The following is a 24,868-nucleotide window of genomic DNA, read 5'->3' on the forward strand; positions in this document are numbered from 1 at the left end:
CTCCAATGTTAGATTTAATAAAATTTTCTGAATAAATAAGTATTACAATTTCAAATAATGAGATAAATTGCAAAAAATGTCGTTACTAGTCGGTACTGATAACATTAGAATAGCAACAATATTTGGTATTGTCAATACAATTTTACTGTAAAAGGAAAAGTTTTATTCCTTTTTCATAAATATTCAGGTTTTTATCCGTTTTTATTTATTTAAGAGGAAGAAAGTATCTCTTTTTTGTAAAATTAATTTCTAAGAAGTTGGATAAAGAATGAGTGAATAGGTACACAATTTGGCAAATTACGTTATAATAGCTACAATAGATGTTGATATTTTATATGCGTCATGTGATACCATAAAAAAATAGGGCGAAAGCTGAAATTCCAAAAGTTGATTTTGAATCTTTTTCGGATGAGATGGCAATGCTTGTTTCATAGCATGTATCTTTTTATAGATAAATGGGAAATCTTTCTGCCGCTTGTACATCTCAGGACAAGATTTTTTAAATAGGAACAAATCTAGGAGGAATAAAACGGATGGGAAGCAAAAATACTTTTTACATTACAACGCCAATATATTATCCGAGCGGAAAATTACATATTGGCAGTGCATACACAACGATAGCTTGCGATACGATGGCGCGATATAAGCGCTTATTAGGGTTTGATGTGTTTTATTTAACAGGCAGTGATGAGCATGGACAAAAAATTGAGCAGAAGGCTGCTGAACAAAATATCTCTCCGCAAGAATATGTAGATGGCATGGCTGCTGGAATGCAGGATTTATGGAAGAAACTTGAAATCAGCAATGATAAATTTATTCGCACAACCGATGAACAGCATCAGAAGGTTGTAGCTGATATTTTTGAGCGTTTCTTAAAACAAGGAGATATCTACCTGGATGAATATGAGGGCTGGTATTCTGTGCCGGATGAAACGTTTTATACGGAAACACAGCTGGAAGATGTTGAAAGGGACGAGGATGGTAATGTTATCAGCGGGAAGTCACCGGACAGTGGTCACCCTGTTGAGCTGATTAAAGAGGAGTCCTATTTCTTCCGGATGAGTAAATATGCAGATCGCTTATTAAAATATTACGAGGGGCATCCAGATTTTATTCAGCCGGAGTCGCGTAAAAATGAAATGATTAATAACTTCATTAAACCAGGTTTAGAGGATTTAGCAGTATCCCGTACTACCTTCAGCTGGGGAGTCAAGGTACCAAGTAATCCAAAGCATGTGATTTATGTATGGATCGATGCATTGGCAAACTATATCACAGCATTAGGCTATGGTACAAATGATGATGAAAACTTCCAAAAATTTTGGCCGGCAGACGTGCATATGGTAGGGAAAGAAATTGTTCGTTTCCATACCATTTATTGGCCGATTATGCTGATGGCTTTAGACTTGCCGCTTCCGAAGAAAGTATTTGGCCACGGCTGGTTGTTGATGAAAGACGGAAAAATGTCGAAATCAAAAGGAAATGTGGTTTATCCGGAAATGCTTGTAGAGCGTTATGGTCTCGATGCTTTACGTTACTATTTAATGAGAGAAGTTGCTTTTGGCAGTGATGGCGTCTTTGCACCGGAAGATTTTGTTTCCAGAGTAAACTATGATTTAGCAAATGATTTAGGGAACTTATTGAACCGTACTGTAGCGATGATTAATAAATATTTTGACGGAAAAGTCCCTACAGTAAACGGCGTTATTAATAAAGAAGATGCTGATCTGCAGGAGCTGGCAGCATCTGTTATCCAGGATTATCAAGAATCGATGGAGCAGATGGAATTCAGTAATGCATTGAAAAAAGTATGGACGTTAATTTCCCGTGCGAATAAATATATTGATGAAACACAGCCGTGGATTCTTGCGAAGGATGAGGAAAAGCGTCCTGAATTGGCCAGTGTTATGGCACATCTGGCAGAAACATTACGTGTTGTTGCAACGCTGCTTCAGCCTTGTCTGACGCATGCACCGAAAAAAATCATCGAGCAGCTTGGTTTAGACGAAGCCAGCGGATTAGCCTGGGAGAATGTTACGTTTGGAAACTTCCCGGAAGGCACTACCGTTGTGAAAAAAGGGCAGCCTATCTTCCCTCGTTTAGATGTGGAAGAAGAAGTAGAATATATCCGTTCCCAAATGGGAGGAACTGCTGCAGTTGAAGAAGAAGAAACTTGGGATCCGAATGAAACAGAGCTTGTTTCTACCAAAGAAAAACAAATCAAATATGATGTATTTGATAAAGTAGAGCTGAAAGTTGCGGAAGTGAAAGACTGCAGTAAGGTCGAAGGTGCAGATAAACTATTGAAATTCCGCCTGGACGCTGGTGATGAAGCTGACAGACAAATTTTGTCGGGAATCGCCGAATATTACCCGGAACCGGAAAAATTGATTGGAAAAAAAGTTGTTATCGTAGCGAACCTTAAACCGCGTAAAATGCGTGGAGAAATCAGTCAGGGAATGATTCTTTCTGCCGAGAAGGACGGGAAATTAGAAATCGTTCCAGCACCGGAAAGCGCACCAAACGGATCGCCGATTTCTTAATTAATAATAGATGGAAGGGAGCTGTCATCGTGTTCATGTCAGCTCCTTCCTTTTCGATAGAAGAACAAAAAAGGATGATTAGAATGTTATTTGACACACATGTTCATTTAAACGCAAGGCAGTTTGCTGAAGATAGAGAAGAGACAATTCAGCGCGCAAAGGATGCAGGTGTGGAATATATGGTCGTGGTTGGTTTTGATCATGAAACAATTCCCCTGGCTATTGAAATCGCGGAAGCACATGAGAATATATATGCGGCAGTCGGCTGGCATCCTGTTGATGCAATTGATATGACAGAGAAAGAATTGGAATGGATTGAAGAATTAACAGAACATCCTAAAGTGGTCGCGATTGGCGAGATGGGCTTGGATTATCATTGGGATAAATCGCCGAAAGATGTACAGAAGAAGGTCTTTCGTCAGCAAATCGCACTTGCCAAAAAAGTAAAAATGCCAATTATTATTCATAACCGGGAAGCGACAGAAGATATTATTGCTATCCTGCAGGAAGAAAACGCTGCAGAGGTTGGCGGCATCATGCATTGTTACAATGATTCTGTCCAATATGTCCAGACATGTCTGGATATGAATTTTTATATTTCCTTAGGCGGTCCGGTAACCTTCAAGAATGCTCCGTTGCCGAAGGAAGTAGCAAAGCAGGTCCCTTTAGACCGTCTGCTGATTGAAACAGATGCCCCATTTCTAGCACCGCATCCATACCGTGGAAAAAGAAATGAGCCGGCATATGTAGTACGTGTAGCGGAAGATATTGCGGCATTACGTGACATGGATACAGCGGAAATTGGAAATATTACAACTGAAAATGCGAAACGATTTTTTAAAATTGATTAAATCTGTCGTATTATGGAATAAAGTGGAGGAAATCGATTGAAGATAAAAGAAATGATTGTAGTAGAAGGACGGGACGACACAACACGAATCAGACTTGCTGTGGATGCAGATACGATTGAAACAAATGGTTCTGCAGTGAACAAAGCAACGCTCGATAAAATTCGTCATGCAAAAGAAAAGCGCGGAGTGATTGTGTTTACAGATCCGGATTATCCGGGCGAGCGGATCAGGCACTTAATTAATCAGGCAATCCCCGGCTGCAAGCACGCTTTTTTACGAAGAGATCAGGCAAAGGCAAAGCATTCCATGAATAAAAGCTTAGGTATTGAACATGCCTCTGTGGAGGATATTCAAAAAGCACTTGCGGATGTTTATGAACTAGCGGATTTTTCGGATAGCGATATTAACAAAGCAGACCTGATTGATTATGGATTAATTGGAGGTAAGAAGGCGGCCGGACGGAGAAAACGTCTGGGAGAGCTTTTGCATATTGGACATACCAATGGAAAGCAGCTGTTAAAACGCCTTACCCAATTCCAAATTCCCAAGAAACAATTGGAAGAAGCGATGGAAGTTATAGAGCAGGAGGAGCAGGATGTCTAAAAAATATATTGCAACACCATCGAGAACAAAAGAACTGTTGAACAAATATAGTTTTGCATTTAAAAAAAGCTTAGGACAAAACTTCCTGATTGATGTAAATGTATTGGAAAATATTATCCATCAAGCGGGGATAACAAAGGAAACAGGAGCTATTGAAATTGGACCTGGAATGGGTGCTTTAACGGAGCAATTAGCTATTCATGCAGACAAGGTTGTTGCATTTGAGATTGACCAGCGCCTGCTCCCGATTTTAGAAGAAACGTTAGCCGATTACGATAATGTAGAAATTATTCATCATGATATTTTAAAGGCGAATGTAGAGGAAGTGATTCAGACACATTTCGAGGAAGGTCAGGATATTCATGTCGTTGCTAATCTTCCTTACTATATTACGACACCAATTTTGATGAAGCTTGTACGTGATCAGCTTCCGGTTACCAGCCTGACTGTGATGATCCAAAAAGAAGTAGCGGATAGAATGGCTGCTGTCCCAAATACCAAAAGCTATGGCTCGCTTAGCATTGCCGTACAATACTATACGGAAGCCAGTGTCGTTTTAAATGTGCCGAAGCAGGTGTTTATGCCGCAGCCTAATGTCGATTCCAGTGTGTTAAAGCTTGTGATGCGCAAAGAACCGCCTGTTCAAGTAGATAATGTAGATTTCTTTTTTGAATTGATTCAAGCAAGCTTTGCTCAAAGAAGAAAAACCCTCCGTAATAACTTAAACCGGTTTTTGCAGGATAAATTTGCAAAACAGCAAATAGAAACCTTCCTTGAAAACGCAGCAATAGATGGAGGAAGACGCGGTGAAACTTTAACCATGGAGGAATTTGCATCCTTGGCAAATGTAATCCATAAAGAGCTTCCAAAAAGCTGATCAGAAGATATAATCTTTTGATCAGTTTTTTTTAAGAATAAGAAAGGATAAAAAATGCTGAATATAGCCGCTCCAACGGGTTTCATGGGGTGAGTAACCGCAACCCCAGAAATACACTCCGCTTTCCGTGGGCCCCGAGCTCATCTCCTTTAAAGAAGACTTGCTGATTGGCAAGCCGTCAGGCGCAGACAGAAGCATAGTCGCACTTATGCCCCGCGGGTAGAAAAAAAGAAGAACCCTTTTTTCCTGCGGGGTCTTCCCCCTGGAACTGCGATTACTCGCCCCATCAAAACCGTCGCTAGAATTTGCGTTATTTCCTTGTGAAAAAGCAAATAAAACATAATTCCACTTAGATGGGAGCGGATGTTGTCGACTCCTGCGGGAAAAGCAACAGGTAGACCTGAGCAGGAAGCGGTTTTCTTACCGTGCGGCTGAACGTTGCCCGCGGAAAGCGACTTCCCGTAGCGGACATCTCTTTGGCAAGAACACCGAAGTTTTAAAGCTCAAGCGGTGTTCTTGTTTTTTCTTATGATTGGAACAGAGCTGTGCTTTTATTCATACAATGAGAAAGAGTAAAAGGTGAGAGGTGCAGCGATGGATATACAGAAGGGTGCGTTAGTTACAAGGAAATCATATGATCATGATTTATTATTCCGTGTGGCAGAAATAAAAAAGGGAGTTGCTATCCTTCACGGGGAAGAATTGAGGTTAAAGGCAGATGCAGCTTTATCTGATTTAACACTAGTAAACCAAAGGGAGCATAAAAAAAGAAAAGCAGTAGACAGAGAAAAACAAGAATCCTCCTATCGGTTATTTCGTCAGGACTATCAAATGATGAAAGAAAAAAGAAATTATGAGGCAACAGAAGGCTATACGGATGCTGCAAATTATTTTCAGTTACCGGCAAAAGTCCTTCATATTGATGGAGATCCGTCCTATTTAAGAAAGTGTATCCAATTATATCAGCGTATTGGGCTGCAAGTGCATGGTGTTCACTTAACGGAGACAGAGATGCCTTTTCAAATAAAAGATCTGCTTGAGAAAATCCAGCCGGATATTATGGTTATTACGGGTCACGATGCTTATTCACATAATAAGGGGATGAAGCATGATTTAAGTGCCTACCGACATTCTAAATATTTTGTAGAGGCTGTGCGGGAAGCAAGGAGCGTTTATCCGAATCTGGATCAGCTCGTTATTTTTGCAGGAGCATGCCAATCGCATTTTGAGTCATTGATTCGTGCGGGATCCAATTTTGCCAGCTCGCCATCCAGAGTCAATATTCATGCCCTGGATCCAGTCTATATTGTCGCGAAGGTAGCGTACACGTCATTTATGGAAAGTGTATCGGTGTGGGAAGCACTCCGTAATACGTTAACGGGAGAAAAAGGGTTAGGAGGAATACAGACAAGGGGTTTATTACGAACAGGCATGCCTTACTTAGCGAATGAGGACGAAGGTGAATGATAATATCAAAAGCTGCTTAGAAAAGACAGTTATGGGAATATGAGGTATGCTTTTGTTCCTCCTTCTTTCCAATGAATTGGAACCTGTAATTAGACCATTCAGATTAGTTATTTTTTTGTAATTTTTATAAAATCAGCCTATTATGCATTTTTTTGTGACAATTTATGTATAAAAATAGCATCATGACAAATAATATCAGAAATAGACAAAATAAATAGTTGACAACCTAAAACATATGCTGATATAATTGTTTGTTTTGCTTGACATTTCATCGGCATATATGCTAAAATAAATGTATGTGAGGTGGAGTGTAGTGGGCAAAACGTTGATCGAAATCAAGCAAGGTCTAGATGGTCAGGTAGGTAAACGGTTAAAGCTCAGAGCGAATGGCGGAAGACGGAAAACCGTTGAAAGATGCGGTGTTCTAGCGGAGACATATCCCTCTGTTTTCATTGTTGAGCTTGACCAGGACGAGAATGCATTCGAACGGGTTTCATACAGCTATACAGACATATTGACAGAAACGGTGGAGCTGAATTTTGTGGAAGGAAGTTCAGCGGTATTTTTTAAACAGTAGACAAGCATATTGTCTGCTGTTTTTTATATTGGGTAAAAAGAACAGAAAATGGTTTTCTTGGTTAATTCTTTTGTGATTGAATGGAGGAAAAGTACATAAGCTATAATTGCCTGTCGATAAAATAAAACTTCATTCGTAAAGGGGAGCTTTTATATGGGTAGACGAGGGATTATGTCCACACAGATGAAAGAAGAAATAGCGAAAGAATTAGGATTTTACGATACGGTACAGCAGGAAGGCTGGGGAGGAATAAAAGCTCGCGATGCCGGTAATATGGTGAAACGGGCGATAGAAATGGCAGAAGAAAGTATGAAAAAGAGCGAGTCCTGACCGGGCTTGCTTTTTTTGTTTTAACGCAATTCTGTTCCTGGCTTCAGGAGACTGAAAAGCTTAATCAAGATCTTTTTTCGGCTGCCCTTGAAACCCTTTCTTAAACTAAATTAGCCTACGTGTTTTGATTATGATACAATAAAACATATTTTTATGGACGTAGCTATAGTTTCAAATAGGTGAACGAATTTCCAACGCTTTGAGGATGTGATTGAAGATGCTTGTCATGGAGAAGGCGCCTGCTAAGATAAATTTATCATTAGATGTGCTAAATAAGCGGGAGGATGGCTATCATGATGTTGAAATGGTCATGACAACAATAGACTTAGCAGATCGTTTAGAATTACGGGAATTACCTGCAGATAAAATTCAATTATCTTTGGAAAGCCGTTATGTTCCCAGCGATGAACGGAATTTAGCATATCAAGCAGCAATTTTATTTAAAAAAACATACAATATCAAAAAAGGTGTTCACATCCAAATTGATAAATCGATTCCTGTTTCTGCTGGATTGGCGGGCGGAAGTGCTGATGCTGCAGCAGTTTTACGGGGATTGAACCGATTATGGGGACTGAATATCCCGTTAGCTGAATTAGCTGATTTAGGATCGCAATTAGGGGCGGATATTGCTTTTTGCGTTCACAGTAAAACAGCGATAGCAAAAGGTTACGGCGAGTGCATTGAACTGTTGCCTGCACCGCCTACTTGCTGGGTTGTTCTTGCCAGACCGGATATTGGTGTATCCTCCTATACTGTATTTGATCAAATTAAAATTCCGGAGTTACAGCACCCAAATACTAAGCAGGTACTGGCAGCTTTGGAGGAAAGAGACTTTTCAAAGCTGTGCAATCATCTGGGAAATGCATTGGAGCCAATTACTTTTTCCATGCATCCGGAAGTTGCACGGCTGAAGGAAGCGATGCAGCTGGCAGGAGCAGAAGGTGTGATGATGAGCGGGAGCGGGCCGACCGTGTTTGGCTTAATGAAGCATCACCGGAAGGCACTGCGGATTTATAACAGTATGCGGGGCTTTTGCAAGGACGTTCAATTAATCCGAATGTTAGGATAGGCATTGCTAAAATGCATATGAAAATGCTATATTATATTAAGAACATTCGGATTTGAGGTGTGAGTTTGAAAAGAAGTAATCGATTGGTTGTGTTAACAGAGTACTTTTTAGAAAACCCGAGGAAACATATTCAATTGCCTTACTTTGTCGAGCTTTGTGATACAACGAAGTCATCGATAAGTGAGGATTTAGATATTATACATGAAGTTTTTCAAATAAAAGGATTGGGGTATCTGGAGAGAACGACCGGAGCTGGCGGCGGTGTGAAATATATTGCTACCAGCTCGGCAGAATCAAGCAGAGAGTTTATTTCCACGCTTCAGAAAAAGTTAGAAGATCCTGCCCGTATTCTTCCAGGAGGGTATCTGTATATGAGCGATATCCTTGGTGACCCTTCCATGGTCCGGGAAATTGGCCGTGTCTTTGCTTCTTGCTTTGCCCATTTAGAGATTGATGCAATTGTCACTGTTGCAACAAAGGGGATTCCTTTGGCGTATGCAACAGCATCCTTTTTAAATGTGCCGGTTGTTATTGCGCGCAGAGACCCCAAAGTAACAGAAGGATCCTCTGTAAGTATCAATTATGTTTCTGGATCGTCCCGGAAAATTCAAACGATGGTGCTGCCAAAGCGCAGTCTGCCTGATGGCTCAAACGTATGTATCATCGATGATTTTATGAAAGCAGGGGGAACGATTACAGGGATAAAAAGCCTCTTGGAGGAATTCTCTGCAACGGTACAGGCTGTTGGAGTACTGGCAGAAGCAGATGATGAGGAAGATGAAAGAGTGATTACCGATTATACGTCCCTCTTGAAAATATCTCCTGTCGACATACAGAATCATCATGTGTCTGTACTGCCGGGGAATTATCAAATGGAATAAACCGTATCCAAAAGCATACGATACAGATCTTAATCTATTTACAGATTAAGGTCTTTTTTTATACATTTGATTGATTAAAAAGATGAAATTTCATTGTTTTTAGACAATCATTTTACTTGGAAGAAAAAGGTGGATAATAATGACTAAGAAAGTCGAAAACAAATCAATTCTTAGGTATAGGGGAGAATAAATTTAAAATATTTTATTTTATTGGTATTTATAAGAAGGATTTTTGTAATTTATGTTGAAATAGTATAAGTATAAAGGATGATTTTTGAATTAGGAAAAAGGTGGTGAAACATCATGGAAGTAACTGACGTAAGATTGCGCCGCGTAAAAACAGATGGAAGAATGCAGGCCATTGCCTCAATCACATTAGACAACGAGTTTGTTGTCCATGATATCCGTGTCATCGACGGGAATAGTGGATTATTTGTTGCAATGCCGTCAAAGCGGACGCCAGACGGAGAGTTTAGGGATATTGCTCATCCGATTAATTCTGGAACACGCTCAAAAATTCAAGAAGCTGTTTTAGGGGAGTATCAACGTGAACGTGAGAATGAAGAGGGACTAGGCTATAAAGAAGAAGCCGGTGTTTCCTGAACATACGCTGGAGGGCGATTGGGCGAGAAGGTAGAAATCTGAATGAAGATTTGCCTTCTTTTTTTTGTTCTTTTTTATTGGAGCAGCACCATATGGCCGAAAAATCAAATTAAATGTGATCAAGGCAACTGGCTGATGTAGTATATTTCCGCAGCAATCGTTTGTAGAAAAAATATATTTGCTGCGTCCTCAAAGGCTTTTTAATAATAACAAACCTGGTATTTTATGGGATTAATTTGAGCTGCCGGCTGCCGTTTTGTCTGTAATAAACCAATGAATGCAGCAATGAAAGTTTTTTTCGTATTTTAGTTAAGCGATGTCACGAAAAAAATAAAAATATGATAACATAAGATATAGAAATAAAACCTTTTATTTTATTGAAATAAAGGTTTTTTTACGATATATTTTTAAATGGATATTTAGAGATGATGGAGGTTTCCTAATGACGAATCGATTTGCTGTTATTTTAGCAGCTGGGCAAGGAACAAGGATGAAATCAAAGTTATATAAAGTGCTTCATCCTGTAGTTGGCAAACCAATGGTACAGCATGTTGCGGATCAATTACAACAAACTGGGTTAGATAAATTAGTTACCATTGTCGGATTTGGAGCAGAGCAAGTAAGAGAGCAGCTTGGAGCGTCCAGTGACTTTGTCGTACAGGAAGAACAACTCGGCACAGGACATGCTGTGATGCAGGCGGAACAACTGTTACAGAATAAAGAAGGTGTAACCATTGTAGCTTGCGGGGATACCCCTTTGATTCGTGCAGAAACATTCCAAAAATTGTTTGAACATCATGAGCAGACGGGTTCTAAAGCAAGTATATTGACGGCACTTGCAGATAACCCTGCCGGATATGGCCGGGTGGTTCGAAATGATGCAGGGGAAGTTGAGAAAATTGTCGAACATAAAGATGCTTCGGAAGAGGAATTAACGATAAATGAGATTAATACAGGAACCTATTGTTTTGACAATAAAGCATTATTTGAAGCTTTAAAATCGGTGTCTAATGACAATGCACAAGGAGAGTATTATTTACCTGATGTCATTAAAATTTTAGGTGACCAGGGAGAGCGTATCAGCGCTTATGTAGCAGCTGAATTTAATGAAACGATAGGGATTAATGATCGTGTTGCATTAAGTGAAGCGGAAAAAATTATGAAACGGCGTATTAATGAGACGCACATGCGTAATGGTGTGACCATCGTGGATCCTGATAATACATATATCGGTCCGGATGTGAAAATTGCTGCAGATGTGTATCTTCATCCAGGAACGGTCTTAAAAGGGGATACCTCCATTGCGGCTGGTTCAGAGATTGGTCCGCATACAGAAATAAAAGATTGTGAAGTTGGGGAAGCTACAACGATCCGATTCAGTGTCGCTGCAGACAGCCGCATTGGGAATCGAGTGAATATTGGTCCCTACGCACATATCCGTCCAGCCTCAAATGTTGGAAACGACACAAAAATTGGCAATTTTGTAGAGCTGAAGAAAACGACTCTGGGCAACAACAGCAAGGTTTCTCATCTTAGTTATGTAGGGGATGCTAATGTGGGAGAGCGTGTAAATGTCGGTTGTGGTACAATAACAGTAAATTATGATGGAAAAAATAAATTCCTGACAACAATAGAAGATGATTCGTTTATTGGATGTAACTCCAATTTAATAGCGCCGGTTACAGTTGGTAAAGGTGCATATGTGGCAGCCGGATCGACAATTACAAATGATGTGCCGGACGAGGCATTATCCATTGCAAGATCGAAGCAATCAAATAAAGAAGGATATGCAAAGAAGTTTAAAAAATAGACTACAAACAAAGTCATGGAGGTTAGAGGAATGTCATCCAACTATAAGGACGCTTCGTTGAAAGTATTTTCGTTAAATTCGAATCCAGCATTAGCAGAAAGTATTGCAGCTCAAATCGGAACGAAATTAGGAAAATGTACCGTAACGCAATTTAGTGACGGTGAAATTCAAATTAATATAGATGAGAGTGTGCGTGGTTCTGACGTATATGTTATCCAGTCTACATCAGCACCGGTAAACCAGAATATTATGGAGCTGCTGATTATGATCGACGCATTGAAGCGCGCTTCTGCCAAATCAATCAATATTGTTATGCCTTACTACGGTTATGCTCGGCAGGACCGTAAAGCCAGAGCCCGTGAGCCGATTACGGCAAAATTAATGGCAGATATAATTGAAAAAGCAGGAGCAAATCGAATGATTACACTTGATCTGCATGCACCGCAAATTCAAGGCTTCTTTGATATTCCAATTGACCACTTACAGGGTGTCCCTATTTTAGCTACTTATTTCGAACAGAAGAATCTGGAAGATGTGATTGTTGTTTCTCCTGATCATGGCGGTGTAGTGCGTGCCAGAAAAATGGCAGACCGCTTAAAAGCCCCAATTGGTATTATTGATAAACGACGTCCAAAGCCCAATGTTGCTGAAGTGATGAATATTATTGGTAACATTGAAGGGAAGACAGCTATTTTAATTGATGATTTAATTGATACAGCTGGTACAATTACCTTAGCTGCGAACGCATTAATTGAAAGTGGCGCAAAAGAAGTATATGCTTGTTGTACCCACCCGGTACTTTCTGGACCAGCTATCGAGCGCATTGACAATTCAAAAATCAAAGAGCTCGTTGTCACAGATACGATTCCTTTGCCGGAAGAAAAATGTATTGATAAAATTACCGAATTATCGGTTGCTTCTCTGCTGGGCGAAGCGATTATCCGTGTTCACGAAATGCAATCTGTAAGTATTCTTTTTGATTAAAGGTTTAACTTGTTCCATTTTAGGGTATGTATTATATTGACCGTTTATTTTATTGAGAAAAAGAAATAATGCAACATATGCAGTAACAATGTTTCATATTATTTTTTTAATCAACTTGGAGGGTGATACGAATGGCAGTAAAATTAAACGCAAAAAAAAGAGAAGATCTTGCAAAATCAGTAACAAGCGAAATTAGAAAAAGCGGTAGAATTCCAGCGGTCGTCTATGGAAAGGACAAAGACGCGAAGACAATTTCTGTAGATAGCGTTGATTTAGTGAAAACCGTTCGGGATGAAGGACGAAATGCAATCATTTCACTTCAAGTCGAAGGCGGCGACACGGTAGATGTGATGCTGCATGATTATCAAATAGATCCGATAAAAGATGATTTGCTTCACGCCGATTTCTATATCGTAAATATGTCTGAAGAAATGGACGTTGATGTTTCTGTTCGCCTTGATGGTGAATCAAAAGGTGAAAAAGAAGGCGGCGTACTACAGCAGCCGTTTTATGAAATTCAAGTCCGTGCAAAACCAAAAGATATTCCTGAGGAAATCGTGGTAGATGTCTCTGACCTGGATGTGAACGAAAGCTTATCTATTTCTGATTTGAAAGTAACTGGAAACTATGAGTTTTTAGATGATCCAGATACGACAATCGCTTCCGTTGTTCCTCCAACTACAGAAGAAGATTTAGAAACAGACACAGAAGCAGATGAAAATGCAGAACCGGAAGTCATTAAAGAAAAATCTGACTCAGAGGAAGAGTAATTTTTAAGTTAACAATATAGAAGTAATACCTCCCTTCTTTACGCATACAATACTGGTATGCGTAAAGAAGGGTTATTGCGTTTAACAGAAATTGTGGACAGGGAAAAGTGAGGGTATGGTGATGAAGTTAATTGTTGGGCTAGGAAACCCTGGAAGGAAATATAAGAAGACGCGTCATAATATTGGCTTCCGTACGATTGATGCGCTGTTAGATCGTCATGGATGGAAGCTGAATAACTCGAAATTTCACGGGGATTATGCCATTGAACATTTCAATGGAGAAAAGATTGTATTATTACAGCCGCAAACCTATATGAATTTGTCAGGCGAGTCCATTCGGCCGCTGATGGATTATTATGATATAGAGACAGAAGACGTGATCGTTATTTATGATGATCTTGATTTGCCGACAGGGAAAATCAGGTTACGGCAAAAGGGCGGCCATGGCGGTCATAATGGAGTTCGTTCCACAATTGAACATTTAGGAACAAAAGAATTTAAACGAATACGTTTAGGGGTAGGAAGACCGGTAAATGCAACTCCTGTCGTAGATTATGTATTAGGGAAGTTTCCCAAAGATGAAAAAGAAGCGGTTGAACAAAGTGTTCAAGATGCAGCTGATGCTATTGAAGCGTGGATAGAAGGCAAACCTTTTGTAGAAGTGATGAATGATTTTAATCAATAAAGCATACCTTTGGTTTGAAGGGGAAGTTCCATTCATCCACCTTTTTGAGTGGGAAATGGAAGCAGGGTATATTCTTATTCCTCTCGGTTAAAACTAAATGAAAAGTGCAGATATCCTTTCTGAGCAAGGAATAGGCTGCGCTCTAAATTTTTGTATTTTAATCGAGGTGAATGAGATGGTTATCTACTATGGTTGTCGACATTGCGGAAAAGAGCTGGGTGTGCTGCAGCATACAGAAATGGATATAACCTTACGATTCCTTGAACTTCTGGAGGAAAAGGATTTAGCAGAAATGATAGTCTCTGAAAAAGATGGCTATTTCCGCTTAGAAGTCATTTGTGAATACTGTCAGCAGGCTCTTGATATGCATCCTGATTATCATGAATTGGACCATTTTTTACAATAGCCTGAATGGATTCCGGTCTGATGATTATTTTCTGGATAGACCTATGACCGTATATACCATTTTCTTAAAAATAAAATATATTTTATCGACTATTTTCACGCACAAAGCGCGTTTTTAAAATACTTTAACAATTTAGAGGGGAAATACGAATGAAAGCAATTCATAATTATTTAAAATCACAGGAAGATATTCAGTCGATTATGGATGGATTGCTGGCAGGCATGAAGGAGCAGATGGTTGCCGGCTTAAGCGGCTCTGCCAGAAGCCTGCTCTTATCCACCATACATCAATCCATGAATCGTCCTTTATTAATTGTTACCCACCAGCTTGCCCAGGCACAGCAGCTGTATGATGATTTAGCAGAGCTGACAAATGAGGAGGGGGTATATCTTTATCCTGTCAACGAGTTAATAGCCTCCGAAATGGCTGTAGCAAGCCCTGAATTGCGCGCTCAGCGGATTGAAGCATTAACTGCTTGGACACAGAAAGATAAAGGGATACTAATCGCTCCTGTTGCAGCATTAAAAAGGATGCTGCCGCCAAAAGTATATTGGAATAAATATCAGCTTCTATTTCAAACAGGAAAAGACATTGAGGTAGAGGCCTATCTGCGTTCCTTGGTGGAAATGGGCTATGAAGGAGCCTCAATGGTTACCGCCCCTGGTGAGTTCAGCCAGCGGGGAGGAATTATTGATATTTATCCGATTACGGAGGAGCATCCGATCCGGATTGAACTATTTGATGAAGAGGTAGATTCTATCCGCTATTTTGATGCGGAGTCACAGCGTTCTTTAGACAAAGTAGAAGAGGTAACAATCCATCCTGCTACAGAATTATTGATAGATAAACAAGAAATGGTGAAAGTAGCAGAACGGCTAGAGGATGCCCTTTCAGATACATTGAAAAAAGTCAAAAAACCTTCTGATCAAGAAGAGCTTATGGAGGTTATTGAACAAGATATTGAACAATTTAAACAATTAAACCGTTTCCAGGGGATGTATAAATACATTGGCTATTTATATGATGAACCAGCTAGTTTGTTAGACTATTTGCCGAGGAATGGGGTTGTCTTTTTTGATGAAATGAGCCGTATTCAGGAAACAGCGACCAATTTAGATCATGAAGAGCTGGAATGGTATACGGGGCTGCTGGAAGGAAATAAAATGGTCCAGGGCAGTCAATTTTCTTTTGGCTGGAATACACTGATAGACGGTATTTCCCATTCTCGTGTATATATGTCCGTGTTTATGCGGCATATTCCAAATACGAACCCGCAAAATATTATTAATCTATCGACACGAACGATGCAGGAATTTCATGGGCAGATGCCTTTATTTAAAAATGAATTGAAGCGCTGGGAAAAGGGAGATTACTCGGTTGTTATTCTGACACCAAATGAACAGCGCGCAGAAAAAGTACATTCTATTTTAGAAGATTATGATATTGAAACACAGGTGGAAAAAGAATTAAAACTGCCGATACAAAAGCCGACAGTTATCGTGGGGCAGCTGCATTCGGGGATTGAATTCCCGATGCATAAGCTGGCGATTATCACCGAAAATGAATTGTTCAAGCAGCGCACGAAACGCTCTAGAAAACAACCGAAGATTACGAATGCAGAGCGCATTAAGAATTATCAAGAGCTCAAGGTCGGCGATTATGTAGTTCATGCAAATCATGGTGTCGGGAAATATCTCGGGATTGAAACGTTAGAAGTTAACAAACTGCATAAGGATTATATGCTGATCCGTTACTCTGGAGACGATAAGCTGTTCGTGCCGATTGATCAAATTGATTTAGTTCAGAAATTTGTCGGTTCTGAAGGAAAGGAACCGAAGCTATATAAATTAGGCGGTACGGAATGGACAAAGGTAAAACGCAAAGTTCAGCGATCTGTGGAAGACATTGCTGATGATTTAATCAAGTTATATTCGGAGCGTGAATCCCGGCAAGGCTACGCTTTCTCACCAGATTCTGAATTACAGCGTGAATTCGAAGCGTCTTTTGCCTACCAGGAGACAGAGGATCAACTGCGGTGTATCACAGAAATCAAAGAGGATATGGAAAAAGTAAAACCAATGGACCGCTTGCTCTGTGGGGACGTTGGTTACGGGAAAACAGAGGTTGCTATCCGTGCCGCTTTCAAAGCCGTGGCAGATGGAAAGCAGGTTGCTATTCTGGTGCCGACAACGATTCTGGCACAGCAGCATTATGAGACGATTCGCGAAAGATTCCAGGATTACCCGGTAAACATTGGTTTATTAAGCCGTTTCCGCACACGTAAGCAATCCAATGAAACGGTAAAAGGGCTGGAAGATGGAAATATGGATATTGTGGTAGGGACACATCGTCTGTTATCAAAGGATGTAAAATACAAGGATTTAGGCTTGCTTGTTGTCGATGAGGAACAGCGGTTTGGTGTGAAGCACAAAGAAAAAATCAAACAGCTGAAGACCAATGTCGATGTTTTAACGCTGACAGCAACACCTATTCCAAGAACACTGCATATGTCCATGCTGGGAGTAAGGGATCTATCTGTTATTGAAACCCCGCCTGAAAACAGATTTCCGATTCAAACCTATGTGATGGAATATAATCCATCCTTTATCCGGGAAGCTGTTGATCGGGAAATGTCCAGAGGGGGGCAGGTTTTCTTCCTGCATAACAGAGTAGAAAATATTGAGAAAACAGCCCGCGATATTGGCATGCTTGTACCAAATGCCAAGGTAGCCATTGCGCATGGACAAATGAATGAATCCGAACTGGAGAATGTTATTTTTGGTTTCATAGAAGGGGAATTTGATATTTTAGTCAGTACGACCATTATTGAAACAGGGGTGGACATCCCGAATGTGAATACCTTGATTGTCAATCATGCCGATCGTATGGGGCTGAGCCAGCTTTACCAATTAAGAGGCCGTGTCGGACGTTCTAATCGTGTAGCTTATGCTTATTTCACGTATCAGCGTGATAAGGTATTAACAGAGGTAGCTGAAAAACGATTGCAGGCCATTAAAGAATTTACAGAGCTCGGATCTGGATTTAAGATTGCGATGCGCGATTTGTCTATTCGCGGTGCTGGAAATTTACTCGGCGCACAGCAGCACGGATTTATTGATTCAGTTGGGTTTGATATGTACTCTCAAATGCTGAAGGATGCAATCGATGCCCGCAAAGAAGGAAAAGAAGTAGAAGATATTAAGCCGTTTGAACCGGAGATTTCATTAAAAATCGATGCATATATTCCGGATGAATACTTGAATGATGAGAAACAGAAAATTGAAATGTATAAGCAATTCCAAAACGTGGATAGCCCGGAAGCAGTCCAGGATTTAAGAGACGAATTAATTGACCGCTTCGGAGATTATCCTGCAGAAGTCGAGAATTTATTCACGGTAAGCATTATGAGAATGCATGCGAAGAAACAGCGTGTACAATCCATTACAGAAGCGCCGCAAAAAATCACGATGCTTCTCGATGAAGAAAGAAGTCAGGAAATTGACGGCTCTAAATTATTTGAAGCGGCGAATCAATTTGATCGTCAAGTCAGTCTGGGCACCGAAAATCAAAATTTAAAAGCAGGTATCAAATGGAGCAAAGACAAGGCTTATAAACGGCACGATACCGTTATTGAATTCATTAAAAAATTAAGCGAAGTGAATCGTTAAAGATACGATAAACCAGTGAAAAGCTGCTTTCTTACGAAAAGAGAGCAGCTTTTTTTATGTGAAGAACATGGCCGGAGCAGAGGATTTTCCTATACATTCCAAATAAAATAACAAAAATTTCAATTGGAATGTATAGTTATCTCTTGTTGTTTAATACTATAACAACAACCGGTGATGAATCATGGAAGGAAGTCCTTCCATCCAGGTCAGAATCGTCATTCAGAAAGGGAGGATACTTAGATGAAAGCAACAGGAATCGTACGACGTATCGATGATTTAGGAAGAGTAGTGGTGCCAAAAGAAATTCGGAGAACCTTGCGTATTCGTGAAGGAGATCCCCTCGAAATTTTCGTTGACCGGGAAGGAGAGGTTATTTTAAAGAAATATTCCCCAATCAGTGAACTGGGTCATTTTGCGAAAGAATATGCGGAGGCATTGTTTCAATCCTTGCAAGCACCGGTTATTATTACTGACCGGGACGAAATTATTGCTGTAGCGGGAGAATCTAAAAAAGAGTATTTGAATAAATCGCTGAGCGGTAAGATTACTGATATTATTGAAGGACGATCGCCTGTTTATGAAGGGGATAAGTCCCAGATGGAAATTGTAGATGGAAATGAACAGGAGCTGCACTCTTATTCGATTCATCCGATTATTGCCAATGGCGACCCCATCGGCTGTGTAATGATTTTTTCGAAAGAAGATAAACTGAGCAAGGTAGAGCAGAAGGCAGCAGAGACGGCATCTGTTTTCCTGGCGAAACAAATGGAATAGACCATACTTTTACTATTATTTTTGCTAGAAGAAGCTTTCTCTAGGTTACCTCCAATCTAGAAGACAGGCTTCTTTTTTTCTTGGTTTTTCTTAGCAACGTGCTTCTCTCCCTGATATGATATACTGAGAGAAATTCATTTGGAAAAGGAAAAATTTATCATGTCAGATAATGAAACAAGCCGGCTGGTTAAAGGTGCGGTGGTACTGAGTATCGCCGGTTTGATAAGTAAAGTGCTTAGTGCTGTTTATCGTATTGTATTGCAAAACTTAACAGGGGATATCGGCTTTTATATGTATCAGCAGCTCTATCCATTATTGGGAATTGCTACGATGCTTGCATTGTACGGATTCCCTTCTGCTATTTCCTCGCTAACAGCAACGGAGCTGGAAAAAGGAAGAGCGCTGTCCTGGAGAGGATTCTATCGGCCAATTCTTTTTATTCTTGGGAGCTTTCATCTCCTGCTTATTGCAATCGTGTATTTTACAGCTCCATTATTAGCCCGATTAGCTGGGGATGAGCGTTTTGTCGGTTTATATCAAGTTACAGCTGCCGTGTTCCTGATTGTTCCTGTCCTGGCTTTATTCCGGGGGATACAGCAGGGAAAGTATGAGATGGCTCCTACTGCATTTTCGCAAATCGGAGAACAATTTATTCGTGTAGGGACCATTATTGCCGGAGCGCTGCTGGTCAGCCAAGGTATTTTTCAAATTGATGCCATTGGAACGACGGCCGTGCTTGCATCCTTGCTGGGAGGAGTCAGTGCGCTTGTTGTGCTGGTGTGCTTTTATTATAAAAATCGAAAGCATTCCCCTGCAAGCGTTAAAGCATTTTCTTTGGAGGAAGCTGTCCCATGGAAAAAATATGTGAAAACCTTGCTTTTATTTGGGGTAGCTGCGGCGATGAATCATATGACACTTTTATTCATGCAGTTAGCAGATGCTTTTACATTTGTGCCGAGATTGGTGGCAAGCGGAGCAGCAGAGATAGCTGCTAAAGAAATGAAAGGCGTGTTTGACCGGGGGCAGCCGCTGATTCAGGTGGTGACCATCATTGGTTCGTCCATTGCTTTAGCGATTATACCGGCGATTAATTATCAGAAATTAAAAAAACAACGGGAGCAAGTAATGAATTATATTCAAACAGCCATGCATGTTGGTATTTTTATCGCCATAGGTGCTGTTTTAGGGCTATTTATTATTTTCCCGGAGGTCAACCAGCTGCTTTATAAAAATATGCAGGGTACGAGCGAATTAAGATTATTGATTATAGCTATCGGCATGTCTACCATTTCGATTATCGGCGCATCGATTTTGCAAAGCTTGGGGATGATTGTGCGAACAGCTGTATTTATCGGTATTTCCTTTGTAGTGAAGGTAGGCAGTAACCTGATTCTTATTCCGCATTTTGAGGTATATGGCGCGAGTATAGCAACGATTTTAAGTCTCAGTGTGTTATTATTGCTTGTAGGAATCGAGTTATATCGAAAATTGCCAAGCGTGTCATTATATCGTTCAATGTCATGGAAAAGCTTGGCTGCAGCGAGCTTATCGATGGTTATATACCTTTTGGTGATGCAGAGAATGTTTTCTGCACTTGTGATAGATATAAGGCTGCTGCTGCTGATATATGTTCTTTTTATTTCGGTATCAGGCGCAGGTTTATTCCTCTTTGTATTGCTAAAAACAGGCGGATTAACCGAAGCACAAATTCGTATTTTACCAAAATCAGCGTACCTGTTACGTATTTATCATAAAGGGAGGAAAAAACCTTGAAGCAAATAGAGGTTATTGGATTGGGCGCAGGAGATATAGAGCAGCTCCCGCTCGGTATATATAGAAAATTAACGCAAGCACAGCAAACGATTTATGCAAGAACTAATGATCATCCCGTTATCAAAGTGCTGGAAGCAGAGAGAGTCTCTTTTACTTCTTTTGATACGCTTTATGAAGAAGAAGAGCAGTTTGATACGGTATATGCCCGTATTACAGCACAGCTTGTAGAAGCTGCTAAAACAAGTGAGGACACCGTTATCTACGCTGTTCCCGGCCATCCTATGCTGGCAGAGAAAACCGTTCAGCTTCTATTGGAGCAGAACGAGGTCGAGGTATTGATTGCAGGCGGGCAAAGCTATTTAGATGACTTATTTACTGCCATGCAAATTGATCCTATTGAAGGATTTCAATTTGTAGACGGAACAGATTTCAGACGTGATCAGCTTCATTTCGGTAATCATTTATTTGTTTGTCAGGTATATGACATGTTCATTGCCTCCGAGGTCAAGCTGACTTTATTGGAGGATTTGCCGCCTGCTTATGAGGTTTATATTGTGGAAGCGGCTGGCAGCAGGGCGGAAAAAATTGAAAAAGTTCGTTTAGAGGAATTGGATCACCGGATGGAAATCAGCAATTTGACTACGCTATATATCCCTCCGGTTCCAAAAGGATATCTGCACCATACCTTCCCGTTCTTACGTGAAGTGATGGCGATTTTGCGCGGACCTGATGGCTGCCCGTGGGATAAGAAGCAGACGCATGAATCCTTGCGTCATCATACGATTGAAGAGGTCTATGAGCTGATTGAAGCGATTGATGAAGAAGATGATGACCATATTGTCGAGGAGCTTGGTGATTTGTTGATGCATATTTTATTGCATAGTCAAATTGGCGAGGACAATGGTTATTTTACGATAGATGATGTAATTCAGTCGATTTCGGATAAAATGATTTACCGCCATCCGCATGTTTTTGGGGGAGCAACAGCAGATACTGAGGAAACAGTGTTAGAGAACTGGGAAGAGCTCAAAAAACAGGAAAAAGGAAAAGAGAGGGAATCCGTGCTGGACGGTATTCCCGTACATCTTCCTGCTTTAGCTAAAGCATATAAGCTTGTGTCCAAAGCAGGGAAAGTCGGCTTTGAATGGCGTCATGTAGACGAAGTATGGGAGAAATTGAAGGAAGAGATCGATGAAGTTATCGAAGCTGTTCAGGATAAAGATTTGACGGATGTGGAAGAGGAGCTGGGAGATGTATTATTTGTCTTAGCGAATATTTCCAGATACTATAAAGTCAATCCTGAGGTTGCGCTGGAGCGTGCCAACCGGAAATTTATCAGCCGATTTCAATATATAGAAAACAAGCTTGAAGAAAAGAGGCAGAGTCCTGAAACAGCTTCTCTGCAGGAAATGGATGCTTATTGGGAAGAAGCGAAGAAAAATCAAGCGGTGAGAGGAGAAGAAAGATGAGATTAGATAAATTTTTAAAAATATCCCGAATCATTAAACGCCGTACATTAGCTAAAGAAGTAGCAGACCAAGGAAGAATCACTGTAAATGGAAACGCAGCGAAGGCTTCTTCCGTCCTTTCTGAAGGGGATGAGCTTGTTATTCGATTTGGCCAGAAATTGGTTACGGTAAAAGTAAATTCACTGCGGGAAAATGTCCGTAAAGATGAAGCAGATACCCTTTACACCATTGTGAAAGAAGAAAAAATAGAGCAGTAAAAATATAGTTCTATACTTGTCCCTCCCATCATAAATTATTAACGATAGGGAGGGTTTTTATATGAATTATTATGAGAATAAAGATGTAAGAAATCATGTTGAACTAGAGCATACCGTAAAAATAGACAAACGAAAAAACCTTGAAATTACGGGCGTCAAAGAAGTGGACAGCTTTGATAATGAAGCATTCCTTTTAGAAACGGTGATGGGATACTTGATTATCCGCGGACAGAATCTGCAATTGAAGAATTTAGATGTGACAGAAGGTATTGTCACCATTAAAGGAAAAATATACGAGCTTTCCTATGTAGATGATCAGCAGCAGGAGAAAGCTAAAGGGTTCTTTAGCAAGATATTCCGATGACGTTATCTACGCAATTTTTAACACTTATCACGATGATTATAAGTGGGTTTTATCTAGGTGTTGTCCAGGAAACCTTCCGGCGCTTCACGATTTATTGGAAGGGACGATTATTTTTAACTTATTTTTTAGAAATATTATTTTGGATGACCCAGGCCGGCATTTTATTTTATATATTATATCGTGTCAACCAAGGAGAGCTCAGGATTTATATTGTGTTAGCGTGTCTCTTTGGTTTTTCTATTTACCAGGCCTTGGCGAAGCAGCTGTATAAAAAATTATTAGAGCATATGATTCGTGTTTTTAAAGCAATTTATCGGGGTATAGAAAAAATAATAAATTTCTTGCTTATTTCTCCTTTGCAGTGGATATTCTTGACGTTCTATCGTATGATAAAGGCAATTCTGATGGGAGTTTTCAAAATAATAACATGGCTGTGTCTATTTTTATTTACTCCTTTCCGGTGGATAGGGAAAGGGCTTTTTCGCCTTTGTCCACAATCTATTCAAAATTTCTTTCTGCAAATAGCAGGATTTTATAGTAAAATGAAGAATATAGTTTATAAATACGTGTTTAAAAAATATGATTAAGTGGATTTTTTAAGCATCCCAAAATGGATTCAGTCTTATCGAAGGAGGTAAAGCTGTGGAGGAAAGAAAGAAGAAAGTAACAAAGCTTCAATCTAAATCCGTGCACCAGTACGATGCGTACATAGAGCGGCAGAATAGAAAAAAACAGCGTCTTACCAGACGGTTGGTACTGTATGCATTAGTTGTAGCGGTTATCGTAGGAAGTATGTCCATCTATCATTTTAATCAGCGGGCAACAAAGGCAGACAAAATGGAAGAATACGAACAGTTAGAACAGCAGCTTGCAGATTTAGAGCAGCAAGAATCAGATTTAAATCATGAAATCGAACTCCTGCAGGATGAAGAATATGTTCTTGAGATTGCCAGAACTAATTATTTCTTCTCAAATGAAGGAGAACTTATATTTAAATTACCGGATGAAGACCCGTCATATTGACACTTTTTATTTTGATTAATATACTATATATTGAAGAACATTTAATCTTTTAAGGAGGAGCATTTCTTTTATGTCAATTGAAGTAGGCAGCAAGCTGCAAGGAAAGGTAACCGGAATCACTAATTTTGGAGCTTTTGTGGAGTTAGAAGAGGGTAAAACAGGTCTCGTTCATATTAGTGAGGTTGCTGACAACTATGTTAAAGATATTAATGAGCATTTAACAGTTGGAGACGAAGTAACAGTTAAAGTCATTAATGTCGAAAAGGATGGCAAAATCGGCCTGTCCATCAGAAAGGCGAAAGATCGCCCGCAACAAGCACGTCCAAAAAGTCAAAAGAGTCAAAAAGAACGCACAGAGAACTTCGAGTCCAAAATGAATCGTTTCCTGAAGGATTCCGAGGATCGTTTAGCCTCTTTGAAGAAGCACACAGAATCCAAGCGCGGAGGACGGGGTGCGAGAAGAGGATAGTAGTTGCTGTCTATTAATAATGCTCTATGGATAAATAAAAAAGCAGGGACGCTGGTTCCTGCTTTTTTTTAACATGTAGCGAGGATTTCTCCTCCTGGAATGATGAAATCAATTTATTTCGTTTACACAAAAAAACTCATCTCTTTTTTAAAGAGATGAGTTTTTTAATTATTTAGGATAGCGGCGGAGGGGATCGAACCCACGACCTCACGGGTATGAACCGTACGCTCTCGCCAGCTGAGCTACGCCGCCAAGTGAAATCAACAAGAAAAATCATACAACAGACAGCATAAACTGTCAATAGTTTCTCTATAAATTTTTGAAGCTTATTTTAAAATTCTTCCGGATATGATTCCCGCGAACTAGAAAATCCGCGTTTACTTCCTTAATTTCGAAAAGTTCGGTTATCTTGTCGAGGTTATAAAAAAGAACCGCATTTCCACTCACTTTTTCTACAAATGATGTAGCGATGTTTAAAAAAATGCGGAGGTTTAAAATGAAGTAAAATCCCGTATATGATTTGCAAAGCAACGTATCCTCTGCTTTTTTAATGAAACTGGATGAATATCCTAAGGTACACCCTTTTTGTAAAACGATGGTAACTTCCCAAGATTA

24 protein-coding genes and 1 tRNA gene are annotated in these 24,868 nt (G+C 40.0%); 24 read left to right on the forward strand and 1 reads right to left on the reverse strand.

From position 1 onward, the window contains the following. Nucleotides 1-533: 533 nt before the first annotated feature. From metG to ACFO3P_RS01555, 24 genes are all read left to right on the forward strand, one after another. A complete protein-coding gene (gene metG, locus ACFO3P_RS01440; RefSeq protein ID WP_193063801.1) occupies nt 534-2,543 on the forward strand; it encodes a methionine--tRNA ligase in 2,010 nt (669 codons plus the stop codon). An 83-nt stretch (nt 2,544-2,626) separates the two neighbouring features. Further along, nucleotides 2,627-3,394, forward strand: a complete 768-nt coding sequence (locus ACFO3P_RS01445; RefSeq protein ID WP_193063802.1) for a TatD family hydrolase — start codon at nt 2,627-2,629, stop codon at nt 3,392-3,394. A gap of 36 nt (nt 3,395-3,430) precedes the next feature. Then, on the forward strand, nt 3,431-3,997 hold the full coding sequence (gene rnmV, locus ACFO3P_RS01450) for a ribonuclease M5 (RefSeq protein WP_193063803.1): 567 nt from the start codon (nt 3,431-3,433) through the stop codon (nt 3,995-3,997). After that, nucleotides 3,990-4,874, forward strand: a complete 885-nt coding sequence (gene rsmA, locus ACFO3P_RS01455; protein WP_193063804.1) for a 16S rRNA (adenine(1518)-N(6)/adenine(1519)-N(6))-dimethyltransferase RsmA — start codon at nt 3,990-3,992, stop codon at nt 4,872-4,874. Before rnmV ends, rsmA begins: the two co-directional genes overlap by 8 nt. A 594-nt stretch (nt 4,875-5,468) precedes the next feature. Beyond that, nucleotides 5,469-6,341 carry a sporulation peptidase YabG gene (yabG, locus tag ACFO3P_RS01460; RefSeq protein ID WP_193065203.1) on the forward strand — a complete coding sequence of 291 codons (873 nt, stop codon included), beginning with the start codon at nt 5,469-5,471 and terminating at the stop codon, nt 6,339-6,341. A 313-nt stretch (nt 6,342-6,654) separates the two neighbouring features. Then, the gene (gene veg, locus ACFO3P_RS01465) at nt 6,655-6,918 is read left to right on the forward strand and encodes a biofilm formation stimulator Veg (protein WP_212929459.1); all 264 of its coding nucleotides are present in this window, start codon (nt 6,655-6,657) and stop codon (nt 6,916-6,918) included. A 153-nt stretch (nt 6,919-7,071) separates the two neighbouring features. Next, a complete protein-coding gene (locus ACFO3P_RS01470) occupies nt 7,072-7,248 on the forward strand; it encodes a small, acid-soluble spore protein, alpha/beta type (RefSeq protein ID WP_040977646.1) in 177 nt (58 codons plus the stop codon). Nucleotides 7,249-7,465: 217 nt separating this feature from the next. Further along, a complete protein-coding gene (gene ispE, locus ACFO3P_RS01475; RefSeq protein WP_042528576.1) occupies nt 7,466-8,317 on the forward strand; it encodes a 4-(cytidine 5'-diphospho)-2-C-methyl-D-erythritol kinase in 852 nt (283 codons plus the stop codon). Between the two features lie 65 nt (nt 8,318-8,382). Further along, on the forward strand, nt 8,383-9,198 hold the full coding sequence (gene purR / locus ACFO3P_RS01480) for a pur operon repressor (protein ID WP_193065205.1): 816 nt from the start codon (nt 8,383-8,385) through the stop codon (nt 9,196-9,198). 303 nt (nt 9,199-9,501) lie between these two features. After that, on the forward strand, nt 9,502-9,801 hold the full coding sequence (spoVG, locus tag ACFO3P_RS01485) for a septation regulator SpoVG (protein WP_042528574.1): 300 nt from the start codon (nt 9,502-9,504) through the stop codon (nt 9,799-9,801). 442 nt (nt 9,802-10,243) lie between these two features. Further along, nucleotides 10,244-11,611, forward strand: coding sequence for a bifunctional UDP-N-acetylglucosamine diphosphorylase/glucosamine-1-phosphate N-acetyltransferase GlmU (glmU, locus tag ACFO3P_RS01490; RefSeq protein WP_042528573.1), 1,368 nt, complete (start codon nt 10,244-10,246; stop codon nt 11,609-11,611). A 30-nt stretch (nt 11,612-11,641) separates the two neighbouring features. Continuing rightward, nucleotides 11,642-12,595, forward strand: a complete 954-nt coding sequence (locus ACFO3P_RS01495; RefSeq protein ID WP_042528572.1) for a ribose-phosphate diphosphokinase — start codon at nt 11,642-11,644, stop codon at nt 12,593-12,595. A 131-nt stretch (nt 12,596-12,726) separates the two neighbouring features. Beyond that, nucleotides 12,727-13,365, forward strand: a complete 639-nt coding sequence (locus ACFO3P_RS01500) for a 50S ribosomal protein L25/general stress protein Ctc (RefSeq protein ID WP_042528571.1) — start codon at nt 12,727-12,729, stop codon at nt 13,363-13,365. Nucleotides 13,366-13,486: 121 nt separating this feature from the next. Next, nucleotides 13,487-14,050, forward strand: coding sequence for an aminoacyl-tRNA hydrolase (gene pth / locus ACFO3P_RS01505; RefSeq protein WP_042528570.1), 564 nt, complete (start codon nt 13,487-13,489; stop codon nt 14,048-14,050). A gap of 175 nt (nt 14,051-14,225) precedes the next feature. Continuing rightward, nucleotides 14,226-14,456 carry an anti-sigma-F factor Fin gene (locus ACFO3P_RS01510; protein WP_042535602.1) on the forward strand — a complete coding sequence of 77 codons (231 nt, stop codon included), beginning with the start codon at nt 14,226-14,228 and terminating at the stop codon, nt 14,454-14,456. 149 nt (nt 14,457-14,605) lie between these two features. Then, nucleotides 14,606-18,124, forward strand: coding sequence for a transcription-repair coupling factor (mfd, locus tag ACFO3P_RS01515; RefSeq protein ID WP_193065209.1), 3,519 nt, complete (start codon nt 14,606-14,608; stop codon nt 18,122-18,124). A gap of 240 nt (nt 18,125-18,364) precedes the next feature. Further along, complete coding sequence (gene spoVT / locus ACFO3P_RS01520) at nt 18,365-18,898, forward strand: stage V sporulation protein T (RefSeq protein ID WP_042528568.1); 534 nt, start codon at nt 18,365-18,367, stop codon at nt 18,896-18,898. A 159-nt stretch (nt 18,899-19,057) separates the two neighbouring features. Beyond that, on the forward strand, nt 19,058-20,671 hold the full coding sequence (locus ACFO3P_RS01525; protein WP_193065210.1) for a putative polysaccharide biosynthesis protein: 1,614 nt from the start codon (nt 19,058-19,060) through the stop codon (nt 20,669-20,671). Continuing rightward, nucleotides 20,668-22,140: a bifunctional methyltransferase/pyrophosphohydrolase YabN gene (gene yabN / locus ACFO3P_RS01530; RefSeq protein WP_289585116.1), complete on the forward strand. Its 1,473-nt coding sequence runs from the start codon at nt 20,668-20,670 to the stop codon at nt 22,138-22,140. The genes ACFO3P_RS01525 and yabN overlap by 4 nt, the downstream gene beginning before the upstream one ends. Continuing rightward, nucleotides 22,137-22,397, forward strand: coding sequence for an RNA-binding S4 domain-containing protein (locus ACFO3P_RS01535; RefSeq protein ID WP_042528566.1), 261 nt, complete (start codon nt 22,137-22,139; stop codon nt 22,395-22,397). The genes yabN and ACFO3P_RS01535 overlap by 4 nt, the downstream gene beginning before the upstream one ends. Nucleotides 22,398-22,458: 61 nt before the next feature. Further along, the gene (gene yabP, locus ACFO3P_RS01540) at nt 22,459-22,761 is read left to right on the forward strand and encodes a sporulation protein YabP (protein ID WP_042528565.1); all 303 of its coding nucleotides are present in this window, start codon (nt 22,459-22,461) and stop codon (nt 22,759-22,761) included. Further along, nucleotides 22,758-23,348 (forward strand): spore cortex biosynthesis protein YabQ, encoded by a 591-nt coding sequence (gene yabQ / locus ACFO3P_RS01545; protein WP_042528564.1) that lies wholly within the window; start codon nt 22,758-22,760, stop codon nt 23,346-23,348. The genes yabP and yabQ overlap by 4 nt, the downstream gene beginning before the upstream one ends. A gap of 55 nt (nt 23,349-23,403) precedes the next feature. Further along, nucleotides 23,404-23,784, forward strand: a complete 381-nt coding sequence (locus ACFO3P_RS01550) for an FtsB family cell division protein (protein WP_042528563.1) — start codon at nt 23,404-23,406, stop codon at nt 23,782-23,784. Nucleotides 23,785-23,854: 70 nt separating this feature from the next. Next, nucleotides 23,855-24,253: a S1 domain-containing RNA-binding protein gene (locus ACFO3P_RS01555; RefSeq protein WP_042528562.1), complete on the forward strand. Its 399-nt coding sequence runs from the start codon at nt 23,855-23,857 to the stop codon at nt 24,251-24,253. Between the two features lie 178 nt (nt 24,254-24,431). Here the strand turns inward: ACFO3P_RS01555 and ACFO3P_RS01560 are convergent. Then, nucleotides 24,432-24,505, reverse strand: a tRNA-Met gene (locus tag ACFO3P_RS01560). Between the last annotated feature and the right edge of the window lie 363 nt (nt 24,506-24,868).

The organism is Oceanobacillus aidingensis, assembly GCF_042654105.1.
Taxonomy (GTDB): Bacteria; Bacillota; Bacilli; order Bacillales; family Amphibacillaceae; genus Oceanobacillus; species Oceanobacillus oncorhynchi.

Excerpts from the sequence above, each read along its gene's own strand:
- yabP (WP_042528565.1), top strand. The coding sequence starts at position 22,459 with ATGAATTATTATGAGAATAAAGATGTAAGAAATCATGTTGAACTAGAG.
- ACFO3P_RS01510 (WP_042535602.1), top strand. The coding sequence starts at position 14,226 with ATGGTTATCTACTATGGTTGTCGACATTGCGGAAAAGAGCTGGGTGTG.
- ACFO3P_RS01470 (WP_040977646.1), top strand. The coding sequence starts at position 7,072 with ATGGGTAGACGAGGGATTATGTCCACACAGATGAAAGAAGAAATAGCG.
- rsmA (WP_193063804.1), top strand. The coding sequence starts at position 3,990 with ATGTCTAAAAAATATATTGCAACACCATCGAGAACAAAAGAACTGTTG.
- yabQ (WP_042528564.1), top strand. The coding sequence starts at position 22,758 with ATGACGTTATCTACGCAATTTTTAACACTTATCACGATGATTATAAGT.
- pth (WP_042528570.1), top strand. The coding sequence starts at position 13,487 with ATGAAGTTAATTGTTGGGCTAGGAAACCCTGGAAGGAAATATAAGAAG.
- yabG (WP_193065203.1), top strand. The coding sequence starts at position 5,469 with ATGGATATACAGAAGGGTGCGTTAGTTACAAGGAAATCATATGATCAT.
- ACFO3P_RS01495 (WP_042528572.1), top strand. The coding sequence starts at position 11,642 with ATGTCATCCAACTATAAGGACGCTTCGTTGAAAGTATTTTCGTTAAAT.
- ACFO3P_RS01525 (WP_193065210.1), top strand. The coding sequence starts at position 19,058 with ATGTCAGATAATGAAACAAGCCGGCTGGTTAAAGGTGCGGTGGTACTG.
- spoVG (WP_042528574.1), top strand. The coding sequence starts at position 9,502 with ATGGAAGTAACTGACGTAAGATTGCGCCGCGTAAAAACAGATGGAAGA.
- glmU (WP_042528573.1), top strand. The coding sequence starts at position 10,244 with ATGACGAATCGATTTGCTGTTATTTTAGCAGCTGGGCAAGGAACAAGG.
- metG (WP_193063801.1), top strand. The coding sequence starts at position 534 with ATGGGAAGCAAAAATACTTTTTACATTACAACGCCAATATATTATCCG.
- spoVT (WP_042528568.1), top strand. The coding sequence starts at position 18,365 with ATGAAAGCAACAGGAATCGTACGACGTATCGATGATTTAGGAAGAGTA.
- ACFO3P_RS01535 (WP_042528566.1), top strand. The coding sequence starts at position 22,137 with ATGAGATTAGATAAATTTTTAAAAATATCCCGAATCATTAAACGCCGT.
- ACFO3P_RS01500 (WP_042528571.1), top strand. The coding sequence starts at position 12,727 with ATGGCAGTAAAATTAAACGCAAAAAAAAGAGAAGATCTTGCAAAATCA.
- ispE (WP_042528576.1), top strand. The coding sequence starts at position 7,466 with ATGCTTGTCATGGAGAAGGCGCCTGCTAAGATAAATTTATCATTAGAT.
- ACFO3P_RS01555 (WP_042528562.1), top strand. The coding sequence starts at position 23,855 with ATGTCAATTGAAGTAGGCAGCAAGCTGCAAGGAAAGGTAACCGGAATC.
- ACFO3P_RS01445 (WP_193063802.1), top strand. The coding sequence starts at position 2,627 with ATGTTATTTGACACACATGTTCATTTAAACGCAAGGCAGTTTGCTGAA.
- mfd (WP_193065209.1), top strand. The coding sequence starts at position 14,606 with ATGAAAGCAATTCATAATTATTTAAAATCACAGGAAGATATTCAGTCG.